We start from the raw sequence: 23,594 nt of genomic DNA, 5'->3' as shown, positions 1-23,594 counted from the left end.
GGAACCCCACCCGCGCCTTGGCTTCATAAGCTGACGAACGCTTCGGCCAACGGGCGGCTCAGATCGATAGCTCCGCCTGCAGACGTGCCTGCTTGCGGGAATGACGTTCCCGGTAATCTTTCGGGCTTATCCCGCTGAATTTCTTGAAGGCGGCCGTTAACTCATCCGAATTCTTATAGCCTGTCAATGCGGCAATTTCGTTTAATTTAAACGAGTCCTCTTCCAAAAGCTGCTCGGCCAGCGCCATCCGCTGTTTGGTCACGTATCCCTGGAAGGGCAGGCCGATGTCTTGCTTGAACAGCTTATGCAGATCATCTTCAGCCATGGCAAAGCTCCAAGCCAGCGAAGACAAGGCTGGGTCTGATGCAAAATGGCGCTGCGCATACGCCCGTACCGCCTCCGCCAATCTCCGGTCGCCTCCGCGGCGAATGGCGGCGATCTCCCTGGCGAGGCATCCGACCCAATCCGCGACCAGCAGCCGCGCGGCGGCATATGGCGTACCTGCGGCGACCTCCCGCTGGGCATCCCACAACCGGCGCTGTAAGCCGCCGCCGCACAGACCGTATTTGCAGGCGGAGGCATGAAGCAGCAGCAGCGCCCGCAGCAGGATATATGCTGCTGCGCCCGGCGGCTGCCCGGCTTCGCCCGCAATGCCGAGCCGGGTCTCCAGCTCCTGCATGAAAGCCTCCGCTTCGCCCGTCTCGATCCGGCGGGCGAGGCTCTGCTGCGTCTCCCTGGAGAACGCGGGCAAAGTGTCTCCGCTTTCATTCTGCGCCGCGCCGGTCCCGCCGTGCAATGCGAGAAGAGCCGCGGCATACGAGTTTCTTAGCCGCTTCACGCCCTTCGTCTCCGTCCCGATGCCGGTCCGGAGCCGGAGGCGCAGCGTCTCTTCCACGGCCCGCGTCAGCTCCGCCAGGTAAAGGCGCAGCGCCGCGGCTCCCGCTGCGCCGCCGGAACCGCTTCGCGCGGCAAGGTGCAGGCGTTCCGATCCGTTCGGGTCCCGGAACGGATAAATGCCTGCATGCCGCGCGGCGATTTCCCGGGCCAGGGAGTGGAACACCCTGGCAATCATCTCCCGCCGCTCGCTGGCTCCGGCGGCCACCGCCGGCGGAAGCTGCAGCTCGGCGGTGGCGCAGACCGGCTTGACGCCTTCGGCGGCAAGCGGCTCCAGGCGAAGCGCGCGCAGCCGCTCTTTGGCAACCTCGGTGCCCGGCCACTCTTCGCTGATCAATTGCAGCAGAAACTGTTCCCGCAGCTGGCGCAGCAATTGCGGGATATCCTTTTCCGTCATTTCATTCATGCTTCCACCTCTTCCGCCCTGTTCGTTTTGCTTACAGTATGGCCCAGTTAGAGAAAGATCATATCATGCCGGCCTCCAAACCGTTTACAATGCGAAAAAAGAGAATTACGGAGGGAATGCTGTGAAACGAATTTCCATGTCCATGGACGCAATTCCGAAGTGATCCAGGATCGCCAAGAGGTCATCAGTAAGCTTAATGATAAATACGAAGTATTTATTACAACGGCAGCGATGGAATTTCCAAGCTGCATGACGGCAAAATACGAATGGCCGAAGGCGCATTTCTCCTACCTGATCGACCGGCTGAACAGCTGACGGGACACCGAGGCTTATTTTCTTAAATAAACCGGTGTTTGGTTGCCAAAACTTTTACAGTAACATTCAAAGTAAAAAATAGGGAGGAATACGTTTGGCTGAAGATTTTTATTGCGAAGAGGTACTGAGCGGGCGAACCGCCGTAAGCAAAGTATTGGAGACCGAAAACGTTCTTGCTTATCATCACACGCGCCCTTTTTATCCCGTGCACATTGTTGTCATTCCGAAAAAGCATATCGCCTCGCTTCTCACGCTGGAGCCATGCGACAATGATCTGTTGATGGAAATGATGGACGTCATTAAGCAGACCGCCGCACAAGTGCAGGCCGAGCATGGGGCTTGCCGAGTGGCAACGAATCTGGGAAAATACCAGGATTCAAAACATCTGCATTTCCATGTTGTCTATGGTGAACCATTGCGTTAACCGTGACTGTTAGGATCGTATTGCCTTTATACAACTTTATACAGATCAAGACCCTGGCTCCTTGGGCGGAGCGCAGGGTCTTGTTGTATGCAAAGCTATCTTTTCAATCAAACGTTTAAACGTTGAATTTTTCAACCAGATGCTGCAATTCTTTGGCACTGTCCATGTTCTCCACGGCCATTTCCGCCTCTTTAAACGTTTTCTCCACGATGTCGGCCGTCTTGACGGCAATGTCCTGCACGCCCGTAGCGCCTTCGTTGACCGTGGCTGCCACTTCGTTGACGGCGATGGCGATGCTCGACACCGTCTCGCCCAAATGCTGGGCGGATGTCTCGAGATGCTCCATCAGCTCGTTGACCATGCTTGCATCTGCGTGGTACTGCCGGCTGACATCAATCAGGCGTTCGTAATCCCCCAGCACGTTCTGATCGATAAACGCCAGAATCGCTTCGGAGTTCCCGCGCATTTGCTCCACGGAAGCATAGACGTTCTTAACGACATCCTGGATCCCCGACGCCGTTTCGGACGATTTCTCCGCCAGCTTGCGGATTTCGCCGGCCACGACTGCGAAGCCGCGTCCCGCTTCACCGGCCCGCGCGGCTTCAATGGCCGCGTTCAGCGCAAGCAGATTGGTCTGGCTTGTAATGGACAGGATGGTTTCGGCAAGCACGCTGATTTCATGGATCGTAGCCGAGCGTTCGATCGCTTTTTCCATGTCCTCCCGTACGGATTCATATATTCTTCTCGCATTCTCCGTCGACTGCTCGGAATCATGCTGCAGCGTCAGCGCCCGCTGGGCGATCTGCTCGGACACGGTCGCGCCGTCGCTGACCCGCTCGCCGATCGTATGGACATTGCGTTCGATCTCGTGAATGGCCGCCGTCATTTCCTGTGTCGAAGCCGCGGTCTCTTCCATCCCGGCGGACAGCTCTTCCGTTGTCGCGGAATTGTCATGCGCATTCTCCCGCACCTCATTGGCGTAACGCTCCAGCATTTCCGCGTTGTCCAGCACCTTGGTCGAAATGGCAATCAGGCCGCCAGCCGTCTCCCGCAGAACCTCACGGGTACTGATCATTGCACGGGAGCTGATTCCCGTCTCATCCTTGTTGCGGGTCAGCGCTTCGTATTCGGCATCGGATTTCAGGTCAAGCGCCGCCGTCCGGTGAATGAGTTCGGTCAGCTTATGAATGGGCTTGGTAATCCGGTTTGCCATCCAGAGGGCGATGATCAGCGTCAGTACGAGAATGCCGACCCCAAGCAGAATAATGAATTGCGTCATGCTGCGGACAGGCTGCATAATTTCATTCAAATCGCCGGTCAGCACCAGCGTCCATTTGGTTTCCGGAATAACGGTATATGCGGCTTTTTTGTGGGCGCCGTTGAAGTCGTATTCTACCATGGCGTCAGGAACCTGCTCTCCGGCTTTTACACGGTCGACTACAGCATTGATTTGGGCGTTCTCCACGGGAATGCCGATTTTGCTTTGGTCCGGATGGTACAGCATCGTTCCGGTCTCATCCACCAAATATCCATAGGAGGAAGGGGCGTTCGTCACTTTGGCCGTGGACAAATATTTGATGATGCTGTTCGCCCGTACGGCGGATGCGGCAAATCCGATCATTTTGCCGTCGGCTTTTACCGGATGCACAAAGGCCAGCACATAATCCCCGGTCGATTTTGATTTCAGCGTTTCACTGATCACCGCTTCGCCGGTTTTGAATACATTTTTGGCATAATTCCGCTCGCTGAAATCGGTACCGACCAGCTTCACGTCGCTGTCGGCAATCCCGATTCCATGCATATCGGCGACGAACATATGCTCAAGATTGCCGGCGTCCTTCACCATTCCCTGCAGTTTCGTGTTCAATGTACTAACCAGTGCTTGCGTGTCTTCACCGTTAGCTTGCTTTTGCAGCAGTTCGACGATTTCCGAATCCTCGGCAACCAGCTCAATACTGCGCTTCTCTTTATCGATCATGGCATTGATCGTTTCGGCTTTGTCGGTGTTCACTTGTCTCATCGCGGAGTCGGTCATTTCCTCAATGGTACCGGTGGATTTGCTGTACGTAAAGAACGCCATCATAGAGATCGACAGCAGTGTAACGGCAATCATGGTTACCGCAAGCTTCATGCGTATTTTCATAGTTTGCTTCCTCCACCTAACATTCAATTAAGTTATTCATCCGGGTCAACGGAAGAATCTTACTTATAATATCGGATGACATTTGTGTGAAATTAATATTTGTTTCAAGAACATTTACAGGCAGAATAAAGTCGAATGGACTCGAATTATTAAATATACGCTCGAAATTAATGGTCATTTTCTATTATTTTTCATCCGTTTATAGGTCGTTGGTAGCTTAGCTGTGATAAAACATACACATCCGCGCAAGATAATACACTGTAAACGCGTTCCGAATAGTCTTGATACTGTATTTCCAGCGCTGTCTGCAAGTCAAAAAAAACCGGCCGCTGCCCTTAAGGCCGTCGGACGGTTCTCAATAGAGTTTTATGCATATTGTTGATGATCAGGTTCTCCTGTCAAACCTCTCAGAGCCTGTGCTGTGCTGCATCCAGCGTATCAAGACATGCCGTTGGCGATCCCCACGATCACCCAGGAGATGATCAGAACAACGTTCCCCTGCAGCAGAAGTTTTTTGGGAGCGGTAAAACCTTTCCATTCCCCATCCTTAAGGCCCCAGGCATTGCTGATAATCAGCGACAGTCCGTTAAAGGCCAGCCAGCCGACCACGGCGCCAAGCGGCCCCAGCAGCGCGGTTGCTTTCGCATAAAAACCAAGCGCCAAATACCAGACGAGCGCCGTTGCGAGCGCCTTAAGGTAAGCTTTGCCCGCGCCTTTGGCCGTATAGTCCTTATACGTTTTGTTCATAATCAGCAGATAGACCGAGTATGCAAAGTTGGCAACAAAGCCGCCGGACAGTGTAATTACCCAGGAAATAAGGCTGGCGCTGATCTTCGGCGTGCCTGCGGCGACAGCAATGTCCGCCGTTTTGCTGGCATAGCTGAAGCCGATGTTCATCGCGGCTGAACCGAGCCCCGCCAGCGAGGCGACCAGCAGCCCTTTGCCTAAGCCGGAGCCGGCCGCAGAGGCGATCATTTTTTCCTTAAGCAGACCTGCTTTGGTTATCATAAACACGCCAAACAGCATGACCGCCGTTCCGATCAGCAGAACCGTAAAAGAAGCCGCCGGCGGCACATTGCCGAAAATAAACAGCGGAATCAGCGATCCGAGGGAAGCGGAGATTCCCATGTTCACCCCATAAGTCAGCGATACCCCGATGGAATCGATGGCTTTGCCGAACATAATGGAGCTGATGCCCCATAAAAAGCCGCAGAATGAAGCGATCCAAAGCACCTTCGCATCGGTCTGCCGTATGTAGTCGAAAAACTGCGGTACCTCAGCCCATGTCCAAAGTACCGGAATCAGCAAAATGCCGACGAACGAAAAGACCGCCCAAAACGCTTCCCACGAAAACGGCTGATACTTTTTCATTCCAAGTCCAAAGCTGCCCTGAAATCCGCATGCCAGCAGCAGAAGTAAAAATCCTAGAGCCAAACACAATCATCCCCAAATCCGAAATTTTCTGCAAACGCAGCACATGATGTTGATTATACATGAAAATTTTCAGTTTGGGCGGAATTTTCCACGCAAACGCATGAAAGTTTATGCATTCGTCAGGCCTTCGGGAAACAAGGCATCCAGTGCCGGACAAGGCTGACGTTCCAGGAAGCGGGCCAGCGGTTTCGGCATATTGGCATACAGGTCTTTCAGCGAAGTTCCGTTATAAATATTGCCGATGATGAGCGGATGACACAGCTCAGAGATGAGAATATCGCCGTTGCCGTGCAGATGAAGCTGCTTTTTGCCTTCGATACAGTGCGGGAAATAGACGCCCTCCTGCTCCTGGAAGCCCAGCGCCTCCATAAACCGGTCCATACACGTAAAATAGAGCACCATATCGTCCGGTCTGCGGTCGATCAGATCCTGCACCGCTTTCTTAAGCTGCTCCCGGGCGGCAATCGCCTTCCAGCCGGTATGTCCCATAATGATGCTGTTCTGGATTTCATGCGTGCGCACGCCCATGCCGTACACATGCTCGCTGATTTCCTTCATATTGTCCTGGGTTTCATTGAACAGCAGCGTTTCCAGCACCACATTCACGCCGGTCGTGGCAAAGTAGGCGATGTTCTCGCGGATTTTGGTATACACGGTCGGATGAATATTGTAATAACGCGAAAAATCCTCGGCGTTCGTAAAATTGAACGAGATATGGATCGTCGTCAAGCCGGCCTCGACCAGCTGGTCGATCCGTTCTTTGTTCAGCAGGCTGCCGTTGGAATTCAATTGGGTCTGAATGCCGCGCGAAGCGCAGTAGGCTACGATCTCCACGCAGTCCTTGAATTTCAGCGTCACTTCGCCGCCGGAGAGGCGGACGCGTTTCAAGCCCGGAAGCTCCTCCAGAATGCGGATGACTTCCTTGCCGTCGATGTTTTCCCCGTCGTTGCGGTTGTAAGCGCAGCAATAGTCGCAGCGGAAATTGCAGTTTGAAGTAACCCCGATTTCAAGGCCTTCCAATTCATATGTAAGCGGTTTGTCCAGCTCCAGGGATTTGTAGCGGATACTCATGGCTTTGCCCTCCAGTGTGAAAATGAATGGTATCGATAAGGTCAACTTGTAAATTATAGCGATTTGGGCGGCAGGTTAATGTGACATTTGTTATTCTTATTTCGGGTTGCACTTGCAGCCGGCGAGTTGTAACCTGTTATCGTATTCATTTTATGGAAAGAAGGGTTTATGAATGAACATCCGTTTGAATCGTTTTCCCGGCGGCGTTTTTAAAGCGCTTACACTCAGCTATGACGATGGCCGCAGCCATGACAAGCGGCTCGTGTCGATCCTGAACCGGTACGGGATTAAAGCAACCTTCCATTTGAATTCGGGCAATCTGGACCAGCCGGATTATATCGCTTCCGCCGAAATCGCCGATCTGTACGCGGGGCATGAAATTTCGGTACATACGGTAACGCATCCGTTTCTGAACGAGCAGCCGGAAGAGAGCATTGCGTGGGAGATTACGGAGGACCGGAAACGGCTGGAGGCGCTGGCCGGCTATCCGGTGCGGGGGATGTCGTATCCTTACGGTGCATACAACGAGCGGGTGATCAGGCAGCTGCCTGCACACGGCATCGAATATTCCCGGACCGTTCATTCTACGGGACAATTCGCCATGCCGCAGCGTCCCCTGGAGTGGCATCCGACCTGCCATCACAAGGAGATGCTGCGTTACGGCGAACAGCTAATTGCCATGAAAGGCGACAAACCGTGGACCCGCAGCATGTCGCTGCTGTATGTCTGGGGCCACAGCTATGAATTTAACGATGAGGATAACTGGGACGAGCTTGAAGCCTTCAGCCAAATGATGGCGGGTCAACCAGACATCTGGTTCGCGACCAACGCCGAGATTCTGGACTATCAGCAGGCACTGCAGGCGCTGCGATTCTCCGCAGACCGCAAGCTGGTGCGCAACCCGTCCGCCATCCCGGTCTGGATCTCGGCCGACGATGTACTGGTGAAAATTGAGCCGGGAGCGTTGAAAAAGCTGGGTTAGCGTATTGCAGTCAGCTTACTGCAGTTCCACCGTCTGTCCCATCTCGTTCCAGGTCGGCGTACCGATGAGGCCAAGCCGCCAGATCGCAATGCCTTTGAGGCCATAGCGCTTGGCAAGGCCGATCTTGGCATTCACGGTTTTGTCGGTTTCGTTGTAGACCGAGATGCCGAGCAGCAGCTTGTCCTTGCCGGTCTGCTGCAAAGCCAGACGAATGGCTTCGTCCACCTTGTTCATGGGCTCCGGCCCGGTTTCGTTGTTGTAATCGTAGGCCATGATGACGAGGTCATCGGCAAGCGTGCCGAGCGTTTTATAGTCATAACCTTTATAAGAGCTGTTGAGCGGATGCAGAATGACCGTCAGCTTGAGTCCGGCTGTCTTGGCCGAAGCCGACAGTTTCTTGACGAAGGCGTTGTATTCGCTTTGCGCCAGCGCCTTGTCGCCGGTCATTCCGAGGCCTTCAAGATCAAGGGCAATGCCTCCGAAGCTCTTCGAGGTAGCGGTGCCGACGATGCTGTCGATCGTTTGCTGCTGAAGCGCAAGATCCTTCATGTTCTTCGTCAGCTCCAGCTCCTTATCGCCGGAGTAGACCATCAGGTACGGTGCCGTTCCCTTGGCCGCTGAGTCCCGTACGATGGACTCCGGCGTCACGTCGCCGGCCGGCTGCGGCCAGCGGAATTCCGTCCCGGTCGTCGTGAAGGCGCCGCTGCGGTCGATCCGGCTCCAGCCGAAGGCGACGGCATCAAAGCCGGGAATCAGCGACACTTCACCGTACGCGCCTTGCGCATAGAAGCCCAGCGTGTACAGATCTTTCTTCGGCGAGGTGATCGATACCGTTTTGCTCGCCTGGTCCCAAGACACCGCCGCGCCGAACTGCTGGCTGAAGAAGCTCAGCGGAATCATTGTCGTCCCGCTGATGTTCTGCGGCGCAACGGCCAGCTTGACGGACGCGCCGTTGACGGATGCCTGCGCTTTCCCCAGCGTCAGGACTACCTTTTTCACTGCGCCTGCCGAATCCGTACTTGTTGCGGTAATCTGCTTGGCGGCCTGATTCCAGCCCACCGGAATGCCCAGCGCCTCGGAGATAGCCCGGAACGGCACCATGGTCGTTCCGTTCATCACCGCCGGCGCGACCGGGAAGGGCAGCGGATAGCTGTCCAGCATAATGCTGACGCCGCCCGCTGCCGTCGCGGCCGTTGCCGGAACGGCGCCGAAGGCGCCTGCGACCAGTGCGGCGCCAAGTACCATTTTGCCCAAACGTTTCATTGTGTTTCCCCTCTCTGCCATTTCTCTGCCAAATCTCTTTAATAGATTCATTATAATAGAAGAGAATGAGCAAAGCCAAACGCCGCAGGCGGCGGTAACTGCAATAAAGCCCGCCCGCTTCCCTGAGATCCCCGAAAGATCGGGCAGGAATGCGGACGGGCTTTCGCTTATCCGAAGCTATTTCTATGATGACAAATGTGTGGCTGCAGCCCGGCTAAACCGCTCCAGCGCTTCCTCCAGGATCGAACGAGGGCAAGCCAGGTTGATGCGCAGATGCCCTTCGCCTTCCGGCCCGTATACGGAACCTTCGTTGAAAGCAACCTTCGCTTCACGATACATCAGATTCTTGAGGCTTGGAATATCCAGCCCGAGTCCGCGGCAATCCACCCACAGCAGATATGTACCTTCCGGCATCATCGGCTTCACCTGCGGCAGATGCTCCTGCAGATAAGCGACCGCGTATTCGGCATTGCCCGCCGTGTGCTCCAGCAGCCCGTCCAGCCATTCCTCGCCTTCGTTGTAGGCGGCTTCGACCGCTTCCGGCGCGAAAAAGGAAGACATATGCAGGCTCAGTGCCTTGATCCGCTGCTCGAACTTGCGGCGCAATTGCGGATTGGACGCCACGATGTACGAGGTTTGCAGGCCAGGCAGATTGAACGTTTTGGTCGCAGCCAGCGCAGTCAGCGTAATGTCGGCCAACTCCGGCGACAGCGAGGCGAATGGAATATGCTTATGGCCCGGCAGCGCCAAATCGCAATGGATTTCGTCCGAAATGACGGTGACGCCATGCTCCAGGCAGAGTTCGCCGAGACGCAGCAGTTCCTCGCGCGACCATACCCGGCCGCCCGGGTTATGCGGATTACAGAGCAGGAGCAGCTTCGCACCGTCTTTCATCAGCCCTTCGAGCTGGTCATAATCCATCTCATAATGCCCGTCCTTTAACAGCAGCGGGTTACTGACGACCTGCCGGTCATTCATCTTAACGACATCGTAGAACGGATAATACACCGGGGATTGCAAAATCACCGCATCGCCGGGATTTGTGAACAGCTCCACCGACAAACTGAGCGTCGTGACGATACCCGGGGAATCGGCGATCCATTCCGGCGAAATCTCCCAGTCGTGGCGGCGCGCATACCATTTTACGATAGCTTCCTTATAGGAGTCGCTCGGCACACTGTAGCCGTAAACTCCTTCCTGAATGCGGCGCAGCAGCGCGTCTTTGACCGCAGCCGGGCTTTCAAAGTCCATATCCGCCACCCAAAGAGGAAGGATATCCTGTTCGCCGAACAATTTTTCACTCTGATCCCACTTGTACGAGCGGGTGCCACGGCGGTCAATCACACGGTTGAAATCATACTTCAAGTACAGTCACCTCATCCTTATCTGCTATTAGCTCTTATTATGGCACAAACCGCGACGATCCGTACATGCTTTGCCGTGTAAAAAGGCCGATCTATAGCTCCGCTACAATTTTTCCCCGGACATGTCTCTCCGATAACCGGACCAGCGCCTCCGGCACCTGTTCCAGCTTGACGACTTCCTGGACAATCGGTACCAACCGGTTGGCAAGCATCAGCTGCATGAACTCCTCCGCCATCCGGGCGAGATCTTCCTCCGCTTTGCGACTGCCGAAGGCACCGCCAAGCATTAGCTTATGCAGCGAGAAGGACTTGCTGGAAGGCTGGAAGTCCGCCACCGTTTCCGGAGCGCCGGCAATGCAGGCCAGCTGTCCGCCGAAGGCCAGCACGGATAAATCTTTTTGCGCGGTCGCCCGGTTCAGGGAATTCAGAATCAGATCCACGCCTTCGCCGCCGGTCAGCTCCAGTACGCGCTCGTGGACGTCCTCGCTGCTGTAATCGACCACTTCATCGGCTCCCAGGCCTTGTACATATTCAAAGTTGGCAGGGGAAGCCGTGGCAATAATTTTGGAGGCGCCAAAAGCTTTGGCTAACTGAATCGCATAACTCCCCACCCCGCCGGCGCCGGCATGAACGAGGATAGACTGCCCTCTTGCGATATGCATCTTCCGGTTCAGCACCTGGTAAGCGGTCAGTCCCGCACAAGGAAAAGCCGCCGCGTGCACAAAGGATATTCCCTCCGGAATGGCTGCAACAGAATGTGCCGTCGTTATGCTGTATTCCGCATAAGCGCCCGGTTTCGTGAAATCGGCGAGGTAGACTACACGGTCGCCCGCTTTCCAGCGGGTAACTCCTTCTCCGACTTCATCCACAATTCCGGCAGCATCGATGCCGAGGACAAAAGGGTAGGTCCAGGCGGGATGCCCGCCGGGCGATACCTTATAGTCGATCGGATTTAAACCGGCCGCACGGATACGCACCCTAATTTCTCCGGGTCCCGGCTGGGGTACAGGCAGCTCGGCAAGTTGCAGCGTGTCGGGTCTCCCCGGCTTCGGCAGAACCAATGCTCTCATTGTATTTCTCCTCTCCATCAAACAAAATGGCGTTTGTATAATTCCGTCTCTTATATCAGCATAACATATCACTTTCAGCAGAAAAACAAAGCATAAAAAAGCTTCAGGAAAAGGCCCGCGCCTTTCTGCCTGAAGCTGAATCATGTTTTTCCGCCCTTTTTATCTCACGGGACTCTTAGCGATCACATTCTCCACCTGCCGCAAAATGCCCGACATGGATTCCGGATCGTTGACATCATAATCGTCGATATTCAGCCGCAGCACCGGACAAGCCGTGAACTCGCCGATCCACTGGGAATACCGCGCATGCATCTGCTCCCAATAGGATACATCGGTTTGAATCTCCATCTCACGGCCGCGTTCATGGATGCGTGCAAGGATCGACGGCAGGCTTCCTTCGATATAGATCAACACATCCGGATGCGGGAAGTAAGGCGTCATCACCATGGCTTCATACAGCGACGTGTAGGTTTCGTAATCGGTTGTGGACATTGTGCCTTTGTCGGCATGCATTTTGGCGAAAATGCCGGTATCCTCGTAAATCGAGCGGTCCTGCACGAAACCGCCGCCCATTTCAAACATTTTCTTCTGTTCTTTGAAACGTTCAGCCAAGAAGTAAATTTGCAGATGGAAGCTCCAGCGCTCGAAGTCGTGGTAGAACTTTTCCAGGTACGGGTTGTGGTCCACCTTCTCCAGCGAGGTCTGGAAGCCCAGACGTCCGGCCAACGCACCGGTCAAGGTCGATTTGCCCACGCCTACCGTGCCGGCAACCGTGATGATGGCATTGCTTGGGATATTGAATGAATTCATTGCATTAGCTCCTTTAGCTGTGCGGCAATCTGCCGGAAATGTTCCTCGTTCTCCACGAAATCAATGGCGTCTCCGTCAATCGTTAAAATGATGGTGGACGGTTCCCGTTCGGCCAGCGCTGCCATTGCAGCGTCATAATCCTCGATCAGCTGCTGCAGATAAGCCGGCGAAATATCATCTTCGAACGGACGGCCGCGCCGGGCAATCCGGCTCAGAATCGTCTCCAGGCTCGCCCGGATATACAAAATGATGTTTGGCTTGGCCAGATCATCGGTGAGCACATGGTAGATCTCCCGGTATTTATCCCGTTTCGTTCCGTTCAGCGTGCGTTCGCCGAAGATCAGATTTTTGTAAATATGGTAATCGGAAATGACCGGCATTCCCTGATCTATGTACCGGGCCGCAATATCCTCCAGCTGCTTGAACCGGTTGCACAGAAAAAACATCTCCAGCTGAAAGCTATAATCGTCCATATTCTGATAAAACTTGTCCAGAAACGGGTTTTCCTCCACGATCTCCTTCATGACCGGAAAATCCAGCTCTGCGGAGAGCATCGTGGCCAGCGTGGTTTTACCGGCTCCGATAGGCCCCTCCACGGCAATAAATGATGTGTGCTTCATTAATGCAAACTTCCCCCTTGAAAATAGCAGACCCTCTATGAAAAAACAGACCCATACATTGTACCACAGGAGAGCCTGCCCGTAGAGAGAATAAATTTTGTCTGAAACTTTTGCCCGGGGTACGGCGTCTAATCAAGCAGTTGCGGAATTTATAATATTTTCCAAAGAGAGAAGGTTCGCTATGTTCAAAAGATCTCTGGTCCTCCTGCTCAGCCTGATTCTCTGTCTGGGTACGGCGGCAAGCGCTTTTGCTTCCGATTCGGCCGCCAAGAACGGCATCAAAAATTTTGGTTTCAATTACTTGATCAAAAATGACGGTAGCCTCTGGCTCTGGGGCGGCGTCCGCTCCGTACCTACCCAGGTTCCCGGGGTTCAAGATGCAAAGACGGTATACGCCGATTCGGGAGCGGGACCGCTGATTCAGACCACGGACGGTTCGGTTTACTTGCTGGAGACCGCCCGGACGACGCTGGAGCTGACGGCAACTCCTATACCGGAATTGAAAGATTTGGTTGCCGCATTCTCTCTCAATCAGAAGACCTATGCCGTGCTGAAAGACGGCTCGCTTTGGGTTTCGACGCAGAACTATGACCACAGTGTGCTCGAGTCTACGCCGTTCGCGAGAGTGGCGGGTGTGGAAGGCGCCGCGGACATTTCCGGATATTATGAGAGCAGCCGTTTGAATGAAACGCGCGGAGTTAGCTGGGTGCGATTCTTGCTGCTGAAGCAGGACGGGACCGTTTGGAGTACCACGGATGATTTCGCTACCGTGACACAGGTTCCGGGTGTGGACGGCATCACGCAGCTTGAGCAGAATTACGCGCTTAATAAGGAAGGCAGCATCTGGACCTGGCCGGTACAGAATGAATACGAACCGGAGACGTATTCGGCAGATAAACGGATTGTGCCGGCTGTGATGTCAGGCTTGCCGGCTATTGCTTCCATGTCATACAACGGCCTTACGATGTTAGCCATCGCCCGCGATGCCGGACTTTGGTACTGGGGGTCCACCGTGACCGGCTCTTCGGACGGAACGACCTACCATGAACAGGCGGTTCCGATCCATTTCACCGGTATCCGCAACGTGACGGCAGCCGGAATCGTCGAACGCTCCATTATTGCGCTTACTGCGGAAGGCAAGCTTTATGCCGCCTCCAATGAAACGGAAGCGATGAAAGCGAATGCCGCTTTCGATGTGCTTGCTTCCGATGTCCAAGCCGTTTCTTACGCCGGCCGCTTCTGTATCTTCCAGAAGTCCGACGGAAATTTGTGGGGCTGGGGCGTCAACAAAGATGCGCAGCTCGGCTACGGCGATTACGAATTCAGCCACGGCGCGCCGGTTGCCGTGCAAAAGCCGATTACAATCAAGCTGAACGGCGAAACGGTACCGCTGACGAACGGTGCGATTACCCGCGGCGGGCAAAATTTCGTTCCGCTGCGCGCGCTGTTCGGTAAAATGGGCGCAACCGTCGATTATAAGTGGACAACGACAAAAACTCCGGCAGCGGTGCCGGGTGGCTATACCTACAAAGTGGATAAGGAAATCATCATTGCGGGAGAAAAAGCAGATGGCACGACGCTAAACATCACCTTCAACACCGTTACCGGCGCGGTTTCCGTGAACGGCAAAGCCGTTACCTTGAAGGAGCCGCCGTTTATCGTCAACGGCACGACCTACCTGCCGCTGCGCTTCATCAGCGAGCAGCTTGGCGCAAACGTCCAGTGGCTGCCGGAAGACGGCGTCATCGCCATCACAGTATCTTAAGCAGGCTGAGGAATAATATTGGAGGAATTTATAAATGAAACCTCTCTTCAAAAAAGCGCTGGCGGGTTTGATTGCTCTGCTTGTCATCATCGCCTGCAATACGGAAACAGGCGGCTCGGGAACGGTGTCAGCCGCCCCGGCCGCCCAGCCGGTTTTGCTTAAGGTCAACAACTACTACGTAACGTACACAGCGCCAAAAGCGCCTTATGTGGATGCGCAGAACCGGATCATGGTTCCCCTGCGCTCGGTCAGTGAGCTGCTCGGAGCCAAGGTCGGCTATGATCCCGCCAGCAAAACAGCTTCGATCACCCTAAACGGGCAGACCGTAACATTCACAATCGGTTCCAAGGCGCTCAGCGTTAACGGGGGCGCGGCCTCCATGGATACCGTTCCGGCGCTCTATAAAAATGCGATGTTTATCCCCCTCAGCGTGCTGGCTGCGAACTTGCAGATCGAAAACGCCTGGGATCAGGCAAATCATCTGTTCACACTCACAGGCGATAACCTGATGCAGAACGATCTCATCAAGCTCGGTATAGAGGATTTTGAGCACGGCGCGTTTACGCGGCCGCCCGGAACGATTATCAGCGAAAATGCGTTCCGGCCGGTTTCCTACACCTATGATTCTGCGAGCGGCCTATTTTCGCTTAAAGCAAAAAACATCACAGGCTCCGATGTCGCTGAAGGCGCGGCGGATGTTGCCGTCTACCTCCTGTACAAAGATTCGGTGCAGTTCCCGAATCCGGACCGGGCCAGACCGGTCGTCAAGAAAGACGGTACACTGGAGGTTAGCGTACAGAAAGGGACGCCAAGCGGTATCACTTATGTGCTCGTCAAAGGCCGGCTGCTCGACCGCTCCGGTTCATAAAATCTCGATATACCCGTCTGTTCCGTTTATGCGGATGCGCTGCCCGTCCTTAATGATGTCGGACGCATGTTCCACACCAACCACGGCCGGTAAGCCATATTCCCGCGCAATCACGGAACCGTGGGTCATCAATCCGCCCACTTCGGTAATCAGGCCTTTGATGGAGACAAACAGCGGCGTCCAGCTGGGATCGGTAAATTTCGTGACTAGGATATCGCCCTCCTCCAGATTCGCCTCTTCCATCTTCGAAATGACGCGTGCGCGTCCTTCAATGACTCCCGCCGAAACGGCGAGGCCGACAAGGGCCTCCGGCGGGAGATTTTCTTTTTTATAAGAGCCGGAAAGCATTTCCCCCTCAGACGTAAGCACGCGCGGCGGCGTCAGTTTTTCGTAGACAGCGAACTCTTCTCTACGCCGCTTAATCATCTCTTGATCCACCGTGCGGCTATGAACCGTATCCCGCAGTTCCAGGAGTGAGAGGTAGAAAATATCTTCTTTATCCTGGATTACGCCGGCTTGAACAAGCCGCCCTGCTTCGCCCAGCAATGCCTGCTTATAAACGAAATACCGGTTGATCATGCTATATTTCGGATATTCGCGGTACCCGCTGAAATTGCGGATCAGCTCGATCCGTTTCTTGGTTTCATCCGCTTTGTGCTCGCCGTCCGGCAATTGCCGCAGCCGTTCCAGCAGCTCCTGCTCTTTGGCCAGCGCTTCCTGCCGCCCTTTCTCGAATTTCCGGATACTTTCGCCGGCGGGGAAGTTTCGGATATTCCCGAGGATCAGCGGGATAAGCGTTGCCGGTTTTTCGCTCCAGCGGCTTTTCGTCACATCGATTTCCCCGGCGCAGCGCATTCCGTATTTGCCGAGATACCCCTCGATTGCGTTCCGCGCCTCCTGCCCGCCCTCCAGCTTCCCAAGCTCCTCCAGAAAATGTTCGCCCTGAGCATGCTCCAAATAATCAATAACCTGGGGATAGGGACGGATGACATCCGCAACATCCAATAATGCCAGCCCCATTTCCGACGTGACATTTCCCTCTACGGATAGGGATATCGTGTCCGCCGCGTTTTTCTCGCTCAGCCACTCGTTCATTTTTTCATTGATCCAGGCGGAGGCGCCCATGGCGGCCATAATGATCTGCACGCTTTGCGGATCGGTGATCATCTTCTTGAGTTGCCCGAAATCTTCCACGATAAAATCGAGCAATGCGGCACCTGACTTCCCTTGGATGGTCATTTTTAAATCCTCGATGGATGCCTCGGAACGCTTGATCAGCCCCGTTACCATGGAAGGATCGAGTTCCGCAGGCGGCCGGGAATCCGCGGTAGGCGCGCCTTTTCCGCCTTGGGCAGCGTTTAGCGTGATCGGGGATTCCGGCTTCATTCGGATAAAATCCCGCCCAATTACGGTCGTAAGCGCATCTTTGATCAGCGGATCGGATTGCCCCATCGTGTTGAGGAAGGCTTCCCTGGCAGAAGGCGAAGCCAGCATGGGCGTAACATCCACGAACAACCTTCCGCCGGCGGTGCGCATCCGCGCGGGTGTCGTCATCAGATAGAACGACAATCCGAGCGGTTTCATTGCATCCGTCATCATTTGCTGGTGGCCGACGGACAGGTATACGCGATTCTCCGGGTCGGGCGCTTCCGGAACCGGAAACAGGGTCGTAATCGGCCGGCTTTGCACGATGTAGAAGTTATCATCCGCGAGGCACCACTCGATATCCTGCGGGCAGCCGAAACGGGCCTCAATTATCCGTCCGACGCGGGCAAGCTCTAGAACCTGCGGTTCCGTCAGCGCTTCGGCCCCTTGCTGCTCAAGGCCGATCGGCCGGGTCTCCGTCCCGCCTGCGGCGCTTCCGATAATCGCTACGGTTTTGGCCGCGATCCGTTTGTCTATGATCTGCCCTTCCCGCACTTTATAGTTGTCGGCAGACACGATCCCGGAGACCAGCGCTTCGCCCAGCCCAAATCCCGCGTCAATGGAGACAATGTTGCGGTTGCCGCTGACCGGATCGGCAGTGAACATAATCCCCGACGCCTGCGGGAACACCATCTGCTGTACGACGACGGCTAATTCAACCTGGCGGTGGTCCATCCCGTTCTGAATGCGGTAGATGACGGCACGGTCCGTGAACAGCGACGCCCAGCACTTGCGGATATGCCGCAGGATCGCATCGAGGCCGGTAACATTCAAATACGTGTCTTGCTGGCCGGCAAAGGAAGCCTGGGGCAGATCCTCGGCCGTTGCACTCGAACGAACGGCATACGCATGGTCCGCACCCAGCAGGGAGAGATGAAGGGCTATGGCTTCCACGGCCTCGTCAGGAATTTCTGCTTGTTCAATGGCTTCGCGAATCTGCAGGCTAAGCTCATGAATAGCTTCCCGTTCTTCCGATTCAAGTCCGGATAAGCGCTCTAGCAACGCGTTAACCGTACGGCTTTGGCTTACCGCCTGGCGATATCCCCGGGTGGTCACGCAAAATCCGTCCGGCACCGGGAGCGTCGCAATTTTCGATAATCCCCCCAGATTTAGCCCTTTACCTCCCACTAGCTTTAGCTGCGTATCGTTCATCTCTCCAAAGCCGAGAACCCATGCATTCATCTTCATCGCTCCTAACCATTTATTTGAGAAAAAAAATGTTTGACAGCCGCCTTACGAAATGATACAATTAAAATGTAAGATATATAATCTATGTTTATTTTCCTAAGAATAGTCGTCAGTTGATTATAGCACTGTACATTTTCATATGCAATGATCAAAACCTGAGACCCTGTCTCAGGTTTTTTTGCGTCCCCTGCCATTGTCCAGAAAGCAAAAAGCGCTCCGCAGGCCAAAGGCCCGCGGAGCGCTGCAAAACGGATTAAGACAAACGGCGGCTGAAATCCGAATATTCGAATTCCCGGATGACCTTGATGCCTTCTTCGTCGTTGTACGAAGCGATGGCCGGAAGGTTTACGCCGTTGAACATATGATTTTTGACCATGGAATAATGCGCCATATCGAGGAACACCAGCTTGTCGCCGTATTTCAACGGTTCCTTGAAGGAGTAATCGCCGATTACGTCGCCGGCCAGGCAGGTCATGCCGCCCAGACGATACGTGTATGGATACTCTCCCGGTTGTCCGGCGCCGATGATATTGGGACGATACGGCATCGCCAGTACGTCCGGCATATGGCATTCCGCCGAGGTATCCAGAATGGCAATATCCATGCCGTTGTGCATCGTGTCAAGAACAGTGGCAACCAGATAACCCGTATTCAGGGCTACTGCTTCACCCGGCTCCAGATAAATTTGCACATTATAGGTTTCCTTCATGTGAAGGATGCATTTGATCAGCGTCTCCAGATCGTAGTCCGGGCGGGTGATATGATGCCCGCCGCCGAAGTTGAGCCATTTCATGCCGTGCAAGAATGGGCCGAACTTCTCTTCCACAACCTTGAGCGTGCGCTCCAGCGTATCGGAGTTCTGCTCGCACATCGTATGGAAATGCAGGCCGTCAATGCCGTTCAGCTCTTCCGGGCGGAAATTCGGCAACGTCACGCCCATACGGGAGTAGTTGTAACAAGGATCATACAGCGGAACTTCGATTTCGGAGTACTCCGGGTTGACGCGGATACCGCAGCTGATCGGCTTCCCTGCGTTTTGCACCCGGTCCTTGAACCGGTTCCACTGGTCGAACGAATTAAACACAATATGGTCGGTATAGCCAAGCAACTCGTCGAATTCCCGCTCCATGTACGCCGGAGCGTACACATGGACCTCCTTGCCCATCTCTTCAAAGCCCAGACGGGCTTCGAACAGCGAGCTGGAGGTAACGCCGGCCAAATATTGTCCGACGAGCGGATACAGCGCATGCATGGAGAACCCTTTTTGCGCCAGAAGAATCTTAGCGCCCGTACGTTCCTGAACATAGTTCAGGGTCTCCAGGTTCTTCTTGAGCAGCCGCTCATCAACCAGATAAGCGGGGGACGGCAAGTTGCGGATGTCGATATTCAGTTCGTTCATCGCGCTTTCGCCCTAGTCCAGCAGCGTCGGCGAGAAATCTTCTTGCCAAGGCAGGCCGTATTTGTTCAGTGCGTCCATGAATGGGTCCGGATCGAACTCTTCGACGTTGTATACGCCCGGTTTTTTCCAGATGCCCTTCATGATCATCATTGCGCCGATCATCGCCGGTACGCCGGTCGTGTAGGAAATCGCTTGGGAGCCGACCTCTCTGTAGCATTCCTCATGATCGCACACATTATAGACATAGTACGTTTTCGGCTGGCCGTCTTTGGTGCCCTGGATGATGCAGCCGATATTTGTTTTGCCCTTCGTTCTTGGTCCCAGGGAAGCCGGGTCCGGCAGAATGGCTTTCAGGAATTGCAGCGGAATAATTTCTTTGCCTTCATATACGATCGGTTCGATGGAGGTCATGCCGACATTCTCCAGAACCTTCAGATGGGTCAGGTAGTTTTGCGAGAAGGTCATCCAGAAGCGGATCTTCTTCACGCCCTTGATGTTCTTCGCCAGCGATTCCAGCTCTTCATGGTAGAGCAGGTAGATGTCTTTCGGGCCGATTTCCGGAAGATCGTATACCTTCTTCTCGGACAGCGGAGCCGTTTCGATCCATTCGCCGTTCTCGAAATAGCGGCCGTTTGCGGTAATCTCGCGGATGTTGATCTCCGGATTGAAGTTCGTGGCAAACGGATACCCGTGATCGCCTGCATTGGCGTCCACGATATCGATGGTGTGGATTTCGTCAAAATAATGTTTTTGCGCATAGGCCGTAAATACGCCGGTTACCCCCGGGTCAAAACCGCTGCCGAGCAGCGCCGTAATTCCGGCTTGTTCGAATTTTTCTTTATAAGCCCATTGCCAGGAGTATTCAAACTTGGCAGTGTCTTGCGGCTCATAGTTCGCAGTGTCCACATAGTGCACTCCCGTTGCCAGGCATGCGTCCATAATGGTCAGGTCCTGATAAGGGAGAGCGACATTGATGACCACTTCGGGCTGGAAGCTCTTGATCAGTGCGATCACTTCGTCCGTGTTGTCGGCATCAAGCTGCGCTGTGGAGATTTTGGTTTGTCCTCCGGACAATTTTTCCTTCAGCGCATCGCATTTCGCGAGCGTACGGCTTGCAATACAGATTTCTTCGAATACGTCCGGATTTTGGCAGCATTTATGAACTACAACGCTTGCCACGCCGCCGGCGCCAATGATTAACGCTTTTCCCAAATGGATAACCCCCCAAAGTTTTTTTGTCAGCGTATGATTCCTGGTAACAAAATTACTTCATCCATTACTGACTCAACTTAAAATAAAGTTTTTGCAACCCGGCTTCAGAGAATCCGCTGCGTCAAAACCCGCTTTGGAAGCACCAGACTGTTCCATGTGCAAAATCAACAAGGCTGATTATACATAAAGCATAACAAGAAATCAATAAATATCGACAAAATTTGCTGCCGACACTGTAAAATATTCAACTTTTCCTGTTAATACTCTTGAATGCACGGAAATACACTGGAATGCTCTTGTTTGCTTTGGATTCCTTTGATCCGTTGAATAACTTGTCCAGAACCAGGCGGCACATACCAATGTAACTGGACAACCAGATAATTGTATCACAGCATTGCGTATCTTCATAATAAAATTTATAAACGCCGCATCGTACAGCCCGTTTAGTATATGTCGCAACTTAAATCCAATACCCGAAGGGTCGGAGGGTGAATCCCCGGCGTGAGGATTACTCTTCCGAGAACCAACCTTAGTTCTATGGTGGACGCTGCGAAGACGGTCCGTTGTTCCAATCGCCGTTGGATTACATTAAAACAGTCCCGCCTGGCACATACCGCCCGGGGGACTGGCTCGGAGATTCTCGATTACACAAAGTTCCGCGTATCATTATTCCGGCCGAATTTGTACGTCGCAATCAGAAAGAAGACGACGGCGAAAGCGACCAGCAGCGCGAGATTAAAGCCGATATCGGCGAAAGAGCCGCCGGCTTGCAGCTTGGTGATGGATTGCAGGACCCATTTCTGCGGCAGGAAATCAGCGATCCGCCGAATGGAATCAGGCATAACCTCAATCGGGAAAAAGCAGCCCGACAGCAGGCAGGTCGGGGTCACGATCAGATTCTGCAAAGCCCCCGCCGAAGCGGTCGACTTGGAGAACGAAACGATAACCAGCGAAAGGCTGACGGAAACCAGGGCAAAGATCGCCATAATGCCCAGCATCGCGCCCATCGAGATTTCCGCCGGGGCCACGCCGAAGATCTCCCTCATCACGAACAAAGCAACAACGATTTGTGCCAGCATGACGCACAGGTTGACGACGATGTTGGAGATGACATATGTCCGGGATTCGACCGGCGATGACAGCACGCGGAAATAGGTGCGGTTTTCACGGTTTTTGAGAATCAGCTCGGAAAGGTTGGTCGCCGAGGTCAGCATGAACAGGATCAGGAAGCCGATCGACTGATAAGACATGTTATTTACTCTGGAGTCATCCTTCAGCTGGAGCGGGGACACCTTGAATTCCGAATGCTGATACCCTGTGTACAGCTCCTGGAATTTCGCGCCGTCTCCGCCGCTGATCCGGCCGAGCGCGGTCAGGTTATCGACATAGCCGTTTAGCATTGCTTTAATGTAGGCGGTAGCCTGCGCGCCTTTAACGGATTCAATTGTAATCTGCGCCGGCTTGCCCTGCCGCACGCTTTCCGAATACCCCGCCCCAAGAATTACGCCGCTGTCCAAATCGCCTGCAGCCAGCTTATCGTGCAGTTCTTGCTCAGACAGAACTTTAAGCGTGATCCGGTCAAGGCCGCCGAGAAAACTTACCGTATCCGCTGCGATATTCTGCTGTGCATCGTTGTTCACGATCCCGACCCGCAAATCCCTTGCATCCGCCTGGCCATACAGTACCGTCGAGATCAATATCCCGGCAATCGGCAGTCCGAAATAAATCAGCAGATTGGACCGTTTACGGAACGTCGTCCACAGTGTCGTTCGGACCAGAAACCATAGATCTTTCCACATCTTAGAGTCCCTCCCTTCTGCTCATCAGGACACCGGACAAGGCAAGCATGCCTGCGGCCAGCGCCAGGTTAAGTCCCATCACGCGCCAAGCTTCCATCAGGTGGCCGCCGTAGATCATTTCCGTCAACGCGTCGTTAGCCCAGCGGATCGGCGAAAGATGGGATACGACTTGCATAAACCCGCCGCCACCGCCATCCTGCACCGGAAAATACGCCCCTCCGAAAAACGAAGCTAGCTGTACGATCAGCATCAGAATTCCGCGAGCCGACCCTTCTTTGACTACATAACTCACCGCCAGGCCGAAGCTGACCGACATGATCACTTCGGACAAAAGCACGCCGCAGACGGCCAGCGGATGCTCGCCCCAATAAGCGTCCAGCACATATTTACTGAAAAGAATCAAGATCAGTACGCAGATGAAATTGATGGCCACCCCGCCGATGACCTTGCCGATAAAGATATCGGCTTTCTTAACCGGAGCGGCGATCAGCCGGGCAGCCGTACCCCGGACGACTTCGCGGCGGATCAGGAATCCGGCCGAAAAAGCGCCCCATAAGGCAAGCATGACAGCCATCGCCATCGCGTAGTAGTCCACCGAACCGGGTTCACGGTCGGCAACGATGGAGGTTTCCTTTACATAGTCTGCGCCGCCGTCATTGAAGAGGCTCGCGGCCTGCGCAGGATCAACTGCGGCAACGGCAGCGGCTGCATTGTATTTATCCGCGAAGACGCGCAGCATGCCCTCCACGATGTTGCTCTCCACCAGATTGGACTCGCTGGTATACAGCTTCATGCCGCTGTCGCTCAGCTCGACGTAAGCCGTATCGTGATTGAGCCTGACTTCCTTTTGCCCGTCTGTGTCCGCGCTTGCGGTCACGAAAGCAATGCCTTCCGGCTCCGTCGCCTTGGCGAATTTGCCGAAAGATTGAGCGAGCATACCCGTACTGGTATTGTTCACGAGTACTTTAAGGTCGCCGACCGACGCCGAACTGGAAAAGGCATTGTTTAGCGCCAGTCCGAGAATGACCATCAGCACGATCGGAAACGCCAGCATAAAAACTAAATTCCGTTTGTCGCGTATATCATGCTTCATTTCTTTTAACGCAATTGATAAGGCATTCATGACTCCATCTCCTTCCCGG

Annotated in this window: 19 protein-coding genes; 5 read left to right on the top strand and 14 right to left on the bottom strand. The window is 54.2% G+C overall.

Annotated elements, in window-relative coordinates:
* Positions 1-58: 58 nt before the first annotated feature.
* Positions 59-1,300, bottom strand: a complete 1,242-nt coding sequence (locus BMW84_RS01220) for a helix-turn-helix transcriptional regulator (protein WP_091063585.1) — start codon at positions 1,298-1,300, stop codon at positions 59-61.
* Positions 1,301-1,459: 159 nt separating this feature from the next.
* On the opposite strand from BMW84_RS01220, the gene BMW84_RS24625 reads away from it, so the two are divergent.
* Positions 1,460-1,615 carry a hypothetical protein gene (locus BMW84_RS24625; RefSeq protein WP_175498631.1) on the top strand — a complete coding sequence of 52 codons (156 nt, stop codon included), beginning with the start codon at positions 1,460-1,462 and terminating at the stop codon, positions 1,613-1,615.
* A gap of 94 nt (positions 1,616-1,709) precedes the next feature.
* On the top strand, positions 1,710-2,039 hold the full coding sequence (locus BMW84_RS01215; RefSeq protein ID WP_091063582.1) for an HIT family protein: 330 nt from the start codon (positions 1,710-1,712) through the stop codon (positions 2,037-2,039).
* A gap of 115 nt (positions 2,040-2,154) precedes the next feature.
* Here BMW84_RS01215 and BMW84_RS01210 read toward each other — a convergent pair whose 3' ends face one another.
* From BMW84_RS01210 to BMW84_RS01200, 3 genes are all read right to left on the bottom strand, one after another.
* Positions 2,155-4,182, bottom strand: coding sequence for a methyl-accepting chemotaxis protein (locus BMW84_RS01210; protein WP_091063580.1), 2,028 nt, complete (start codon positions 4,180-4,182; stop codon positions 2,155-2,157).
* A gap of 438 nt (positions 4,183-4,620) precedes the next feature.
* A complete protein-coding gene (locus tag BMW84_RS01205; RefSeq protein ID WP_091063578.1) occupies positions 4,621-5,616 on the bottom strand; it encodes an L-rhamnose/proton symporter RhaT in 996 nt (331 codons plus the stop codon).
* A 108-nt stretch (positions 5,617-5,724) separates the two neighbouring features.
* Complete coding sequence (locus BMW84_RS01200) at positions 5,725-6,687, bottom strand: radical SAM protein (RefSeq protein WP_091063576.1); 963 nt, start codon at positions 6,685-6,687, stop codon at positions 5,725-5,727.
* A gap of 172 nt (positions 6,688-6,859) precedes the next feature.
* Here BMW84_RS01200 and BMW84_RS01195 point away from each other — a divergent pair, with 172 nt between their 5' ends.
* Positions 6,860-7,669, top strand: coding sequence for a polysaccharide deacetylase family protein (locus BMW84_RS01195; protein WP_091063574.1), 810 nt, complete (start codon positions 6,860-6,862; stop codon positions 7,667-7,669).
* A gap of 15 nt (positions 7,670-7,684) precedes the next feature.
* On the opposite strand, the gene BMW84_RS01190 is transcribed toward BMW84_RS01195, so the two are convergent.
* The 5 genes from BMW84_RS01190 to BMW84_RS01170 form a co-directional block, all read right to left on the bottom strand.
* Positions 7,685-8,932, bottom strand: a complete 1,248-nt coding sequence (locus BMW84_RS01190; protein WP_091063572.1) for a stalk domain-containing protein — start codon at positions 8,930-8,932, stop codon at positions 7,685-7,687.
* A gap of 183 nt (positions 8,933-9,115) precedes the next feature.
* A complete protein-coding gene (locus BMW84_RS01185; RefSeq protein ID WP_091063569.1) occupies positions 9,116-10,297 on the bottom strand; it encodes a MalY/PatB family protein in 1,182 nt (393 codons plus the stop codon).
* A gap of 91 nt (positions 10,298-10,388) precedes the next feature.
* Positions 10,389-11,366: a zinc-binding dehydrogenase gene (locus BMW84_RS01180; protein ID WP_091063566.1), complete on the bottom strand. Its 978-nt coding sequence runs from the start codon at positions 11,364-11,366 to the stop codon at positions 10,389-10,391.
* Positions 11,367-11,525: 159 nt separating this feature from the next.
* Entirely contained in the window at positions 11,526-12,176 is a 651-nt protein-coding gene (locus tag BMW84_RS01175; RefSeq protein ID WP_091063564.1) for a deoxynucleoside kinase, read from the bottom strand.
* Positions 12,173-12,796, bottom strand: a complete 624-nt coding sequence (locus tag BMW84_RS01170) for a deoxynucleoside kinase (protein ID WP_091063562.1) — start codon at positions 12,794-12,796, stop codon at positions 12,173-12,175. Before BMW84_RS01170 ends, BMW84_RS01175 begins: the two co-directional genes overlap by 4 nt.
* Positions 12,797-12,977: 181 nt before the next feature.
* Between BMW84_RS01170 and BMW84_RS01165 the strand changes: the two genes are divergently transcribed.
* Together BMW84_RS01165 and BMW84_RS01160 are read left to right on the top strand one after the other, a co-directional pair.
* Positions 12,978-14,561, top strand: coding sequence for a stalk domain-containing protein (locus BMW84_RS01165; protein WP_091063559.1), 1,584 nt, complete (start codon positions 12,978-12,980; stop codon positions 14,559-14,561).
* Between the two features lie 34 nt (positions 14,562-14,595).
* Positions 14,596-15,429, top strand: a complete 834-nt coding sequence (locus BMW84_RS01160) for a stalk domain-containing protein (RefSeq protein ID WP_091063557.1) — start codon at positions 14,596-14,598, stop codon at positions 15,427-15,429.
* On the opposite strand, the gene ppsA is transcribed toward BMW84_RS01160, so the two are convergent.
* The 5 genes from ppsA to BMW84_RS01135 form a co-directional block, all read right to left on the bottom strand.
* On the bottom strand, positions 15,424-18,036 hold the full coding sequence (ppsA, locus tag BMW84_RS01155; protein WP_091063555.1) for a phosphoenolpyruvate synthase: 2,613 nt from the start codon (positions 18,034-18,036) through the stop codon (positions 15,424-15,426). The two genes, BMW84_RS01160 and ppsA, sit on opposite strands and share 6 nt — an antisense overlap.
* 259 nt (positions 18,037-18,295) lie before the next feature.
* Positions 18,296-19,432, bottom strand: coding sequence for a carboxynorspermidine decarboxylase (nspC, locus tag BMW84_RS01150; protein ID WP_175498746.1), 1,137 nt, complete (start codon positions 19,430-19,432; stop codon positions 18,296-18,298).
* Positions 19,433-19,453: 21 nt separating this feature from the next.
* Complete coding sequence (locus tag BMW84_RS01145; protein ID WP_091063551.1) at positions 19,454-20,653, bottom strand: saccharopine dehydrogenase family protein; 1,200 nt, start codon at positions 20,651-20,653, stop codon at positions 19,454-19,456.
* Between the two features lie 644 nt (positions 20,654-21,297).
* Positions 21,298-22,452: an ABC transporter permease gene (locus BMW84_RS01140; protein WP_091063548.1), complete on the bottom strand. Its 1,155-nt coding sequence runs from the start codon at positions 22,450-22,452 to the stop codon at positions 21,298-21,300.
* Between the two features lies 1 nt (position 22,453).
* A complete protein-coding gene (locus BMW84_RS01135) occupies positions 22,454-23,575 on the bottom strand; it encodes an ABC transporter permease (protein ID WP_091063546.1) in 1,122 nt (373 codons plus the stop codon).
* Between the last annotated feature and the right edge of the window lie 19 nt (positions 23,576-23,594).

This window comes from Paenibacillus sp. NFR01, assembly GCF_900111565.1.
Taxonomy (GTDB): domain Bacteria; phylum Bacillota; class Bacilli; order Paenibacillales; family Paenibacillaceae; genus Paenibacillus_AQ.
This window is presented reverse-complemented; position numbering and strand designations above follow the sequence as displayed.